Here is a 4,510-nt window from a genome sequence, read left to right as displayed (position 1 = left end):
GGGGTTGCACATTATGGAATGATATTGCCAAAAATTAGTTTAGACTTTGACTAAAAATAACCATTAATTAATCATTCTGGCAATTGATTAATCCACAATCCAATTCAATCAAAAATCTCAAATCATTCGTCGCTGTGCAACGCCATAAATTTTAGTAAGCTAAGAATCATTTAGATTCTATATTCCCCGATCCAGTGTTCCCTTTGATAAAAATCGGATATATGGTTTAAATGCAAAACAACTTAACTATAAGGGATTATCAGTAAAAATTTATTCTGATAAGTAGTAATATGATTGAGTTTAGCTTATATTTTTTGGTGTAAGGAAAATAATTGTGAGTCAACAAGAAATTTTAACACGAGCAAAACAAGGAGACCCTAAAGCGATCGCTTTTCTGGTCAATCAAGCATTAACAACTATTGGAGTTAAAGCTAGGGTTAGTATTCAGAAAAATAATCTGCATCTTCTACTGGAAAGCTCTCAACTTCCAGATCGCCAAGTTTGTATTAGAGTCATTCATCAAGGAATGCAACGTCTAAACGCATCGTCGATTGATTTTGTCAATATTTATGGGCGAAGATTAGGTAACACTATCCCTGAGTGGACAGAAGTTATTGAATTACACAGACCTAGTATATACCATCCAGCGGGAGTAGGGACAATTTGGTGGCAATCAGAAAATACAAATTCTTCCCAAGAATCTCTTGAAACTACCCTACCTTCCCTATCTCAACAGGTGGAATTAAATACTCCAGAAATAGTTAAGACTAATCCAGAGTTTGGTCAAAGTGAAGATAAAAATGTAGATTTTTCTCCAGTTAATCTCAACCGACCTGTGAGAAAAAGAAATAATCGCTCTAGGGCAAAAAAAGTATTTTCTTCTGATGATAGTTCTTGGCAATTTTTACCTCAGAAAAATCAAGCTTTTTGGCTATTATTAAGCACTGTTGGCATAGCATTAATTCCTGTATCAAATTTAGTTTTCAACTCTAATAATTACAAGCTACCTGAAATTATTTCAAATATTTCTCGACCGCAACAAAAATCTCAGTCAAGTTCTTCAATAGTAGAAGTTAGTAAGTCAGAAATATCAACTGTAGCTACTCCTCAAATTGTACAAATTCAAAATCAACTTAATTTATCACAGGTTTCTGAGTTTGTTTTATCATCTATTAAATCTCCAATTAATCCTGATACTAGAATTACTATTAAAGCAGTGGGAGATATTATCCCCGGGACTAATTATCCTAAGAATAAATTACACCCTAAAAAACAAAAGTTATTTGCATCAGTTAAACCTTTGCTACAAGATGCAGATATTGTTTTTGGAAATTTTGAAAGTACCTTAACAAGTTATCCAAGAAGTGGCAAAAAAATGGGGAGTGGTAGGGTATTTGCTTTTAGAACACCACCGAATTATAGATATTTATTGAAAGATGCTGGTTTCGATGTTTTGAGTGTGGCAAATAATCATTCTTTCGATTTTTTAAAGCAAGGGTTTGAAGATACAATTACCAATATTCAAAATGCTGGTATGCAAGCTGTTGGGAAAAAGGGAGAAATTGTTTATCGTCAAGTGAAAGGGATTAATATAGCGTTTATTGCTTTTAGTAATTATAGTTATCATAATTCTATGCTTGACTTAGAGTCTGCAAAAAAACTTGTTCGAGAAGCAGATGAAAATGCAGATATTATTGTTATTTCTGTTCATGCTGGTGCAGAGGGAACTAGGGCGTTGAGAATTAAGAATAAGACTGAATATTTTTTTGGTGAAAATCGAGGTAATAAAATATTATTTTCCCATACGTTAATAGATGAAGGTGCAGATTTAATTTTGGCTCATGGTCCTCATGTGCCTAGAGCAATGGAGGTTTATCAAGGGAAGTTAATTGCTTATTCTCTTGGTAATTTTATGGGATATCGCACTTTGTCTAGCAAAGCTCAGTTGGGATATTCTTTGGTATTAGAAGTAGATATTAATCCTAGAGGGGATTTTGTTTCTGGTAAAATTTTGCCTGTTCATTTGAATAGTAAGGGTATTCCTTATCCTGATAAGTATGGTCGGAGTATTAAGTTAATTCAGCAGCTTACAAAAAAAGATTTTCCGAAGACAATTTTAGAAATTGATGGGGAAGGGAAATTAAAAGTTAAAAGTTAAAAGTTAAAGGTTAAAAATTGAGGTAATAACTGGTACTCCTTCTCGGAAAATTCCTGAAGATGAGCGATCGCCTTTTAGTAGGAAAATTGTGTTGAATAAAAAGTCATGCGTATGGGCGAGCAGCCCCTTATAGTTATTATGATATCACAAAAATTCTGGGGATGTAACTGAAAATTGAGGCGCGTTTCAGGAGTTTCACACAATGAAAATGTGGTTGACTTTGTACTGAGGAATGATGGAGGGAAAAACAAGTATTTTTTTTAAAGCTCCACAAGATGACAATACTTCTGACACTGTTTCTAGGAAAATTCCTGAAGATGAGCGATCGCCTTTTAGCAGAAAATTGTGTTGAATAAAAAGTCATGCGTATGGGCGAGCAGCCCCTTATAGTTGTTATAATATCACAAAAATTGTGGGGATGCAACGGAAAATACTTTGAGACGCGTTTTTTGGATCTCCACAAAATGAAAATGTGGGTGGCTTTGCACTGAGGGGTGATGGAGGGAAAAATAAGTATTTGCTGAAAGCTCCACAAGATGACAATATTTCTGGCACTGCTTCTAAGAAAATTCCTAAAGATGAGCGATCGCCTTTTAGCAGGGAAATTTGGTTGAATAAATTGAATCAAATTTTTATTTCTGAAGTCAAGATGTGTTGAATAATCATTTCCTGCACATCAAACAAACTAACTTCAGGATTAATCGACTCTCGACAAATAGTCAAAAACTTATCCCTAGCCAAACAAAACTTTTGATTATTCTCCGACTGTTTAGCAATTAAATCTCGTAAACTTTTTAAAATAGTAGGTAAGTCTGCCTGAAAAGTAGTAATAGCCTCGCGAAAATCCTTAACTTCCGGGCGAACATAATTAATAAAAGCATTAATAATTCCATAGTCAAAAATTAAAAGCCAAAAGTGATATTTTCAGTACTTAAAGCCTCTACTCTAGTAAGCATTCAGCTATTAGCGGTCAGCTATAAGCTTTTTAATGAATGAAGCAAGCATTCGTTTAATTTCTACTACATTATTAACTAGAGATTCGTACTCTGAAGCTTTGATAAAATTGCTTTTTTTTCCTTTAAATGTAATAAAGCTGATAGCTGATTGCTGTTTGCGCAGCATTCCGCAGGAAATGCTTACCTACTCTAAAGTAATTTAACTTCATTAGTTACTAACTATTTGTGAAATTAGCTATGATACTTAAAATTAACAATGCCAAAAAATTTATGTAAGTTATTTTTAAATATACCAGTTTCAAAAAATAAGTATTTTTGTAAAATAAACAGTGTATTTTGAATAGACAAGGAGTACCCAAAAAGCTACAGACAAATCAAAGTGTAACTCAATAAACATCTCCAGAAAAGAAGGAGTAGGGAGTAGGAGGAAAGAATCGATCATTTATGTGCGATAATTAATTTTATTTTCTATTATTGGAGATGTCTAATAGTAAAAACACAAAAAAAATTAATGGGGTTTTCGCCTCTTACCTAACTCTTGACTAATAACTAATAGCAATCACCGAATCAGATGTAAGAATTTTATTGCTTCTGTGTTCCCTATTCCCTATTCCCTGTTCCCTGTGCCCTATTCCCTAAAAATCTACAATATCTCACAACTCAAATAAGATTTATAAATATTTAAAATTAAAAAATTAATGATTAAAAAAAATATAGAGCGAAAAGTCCTGAATAATGGCATAGTCTTCATCACAACAGAAAATAAGACAGCGGATATTATTTCAGCCAAAATATTCTTACGAATAGGTAGTCGTTATGAACCCAGAGAACAGGCAGGAATCTCTCACTTATTAGCAGCAGTATTAACCAAAGGGACAGAAAAATTATCCTCTCTAGATATAGCCCATAAAGTTGAATCAGTAGGAGCAAGACTAGGTACAGATACAACCACAGATTATTTCTTACTGAGCATAAAAACAGTATCTACAGATTTTGCAGATATATTTCAATTATCAGGAGAAATAATCAGATATCCATCATTTCCAGAAACAGAAATTGAACTAGAAAAACGAATTACTATTCAAAGTATTCGCTCTCAATTAGAACAACCCTTTACTGTAGCATTCTCTCAATTACGAGAAATGATGTATCAAAATCATCCTTATGCTTTATCAACTTTAGGTACAGAAAAAACAGTTTCTCAAATTACCCGCACCGATCTTCAAGAATTTCATCAAACTCACTTCCGTCCAGATAATATAATCATATCTATAGTAGGTAATATTACAAATGCCAAAGCAATTAATTTAGTTGAACAAACATTAGGAGATTGGCAACAACAAGAAACACCCCCGATAACTTTAAACTTACCAAGTATAACTCCCCAACCATCAAA

Annotated in this window: 3 protein-coding genes; all 3 read left to right on the top strand. The window is 33.2% G+C overall.

Going from position 1 to position 4,510, the window contains the following annotated elements; translation table 11 throughout:
* The first annotated feature begins 334 nt into the window (after positions 1–334).
* Positions 335–2,158, top strand: a complete 1,824-nt coding sequence (locus F6K13_RS19725) for a CapA family protein (protein ID WP_124147694.1) — start codon at positions 335–337, stop codon at positions 2,156–2,158.
* 472 nt (positions 2,159–2,630) lie between these two features.
* Positions 2,631–2,816: a hypothetical protein gene (locus F6K13_RS19720; RefSeq protein ID WP_124147693.1), complete on the top strand. Its 186-nt coding sequence runs from the start codon at positions 2,631–2,633 to the stop codon at positions 2,814–2,816.
* 996 nt (positions 2,817–3,812) lie between these two features.
* Positions 3,813–4,510 (top strand): pitrilysin family protein (locus F6K13_RS19715; protein ID WP_287288110.1); only part of this gene is annotated, 698 nt, incomplete at its 3' end.

It is taken from the genome of Okeania sp. SIO2B9, from assembly GCF_010672505.1.
Lineage (GTDB): Bacteria > Cyanobacteriota > Cyanobacteriia > Cyanobacteriales > Microcoleaceae > Okeania > Okeania hirsuta.
Note: the sequence above shows the minus strand (reverse complement) of the source record. Positions and strands in the feature narration are given on the sequence as shown.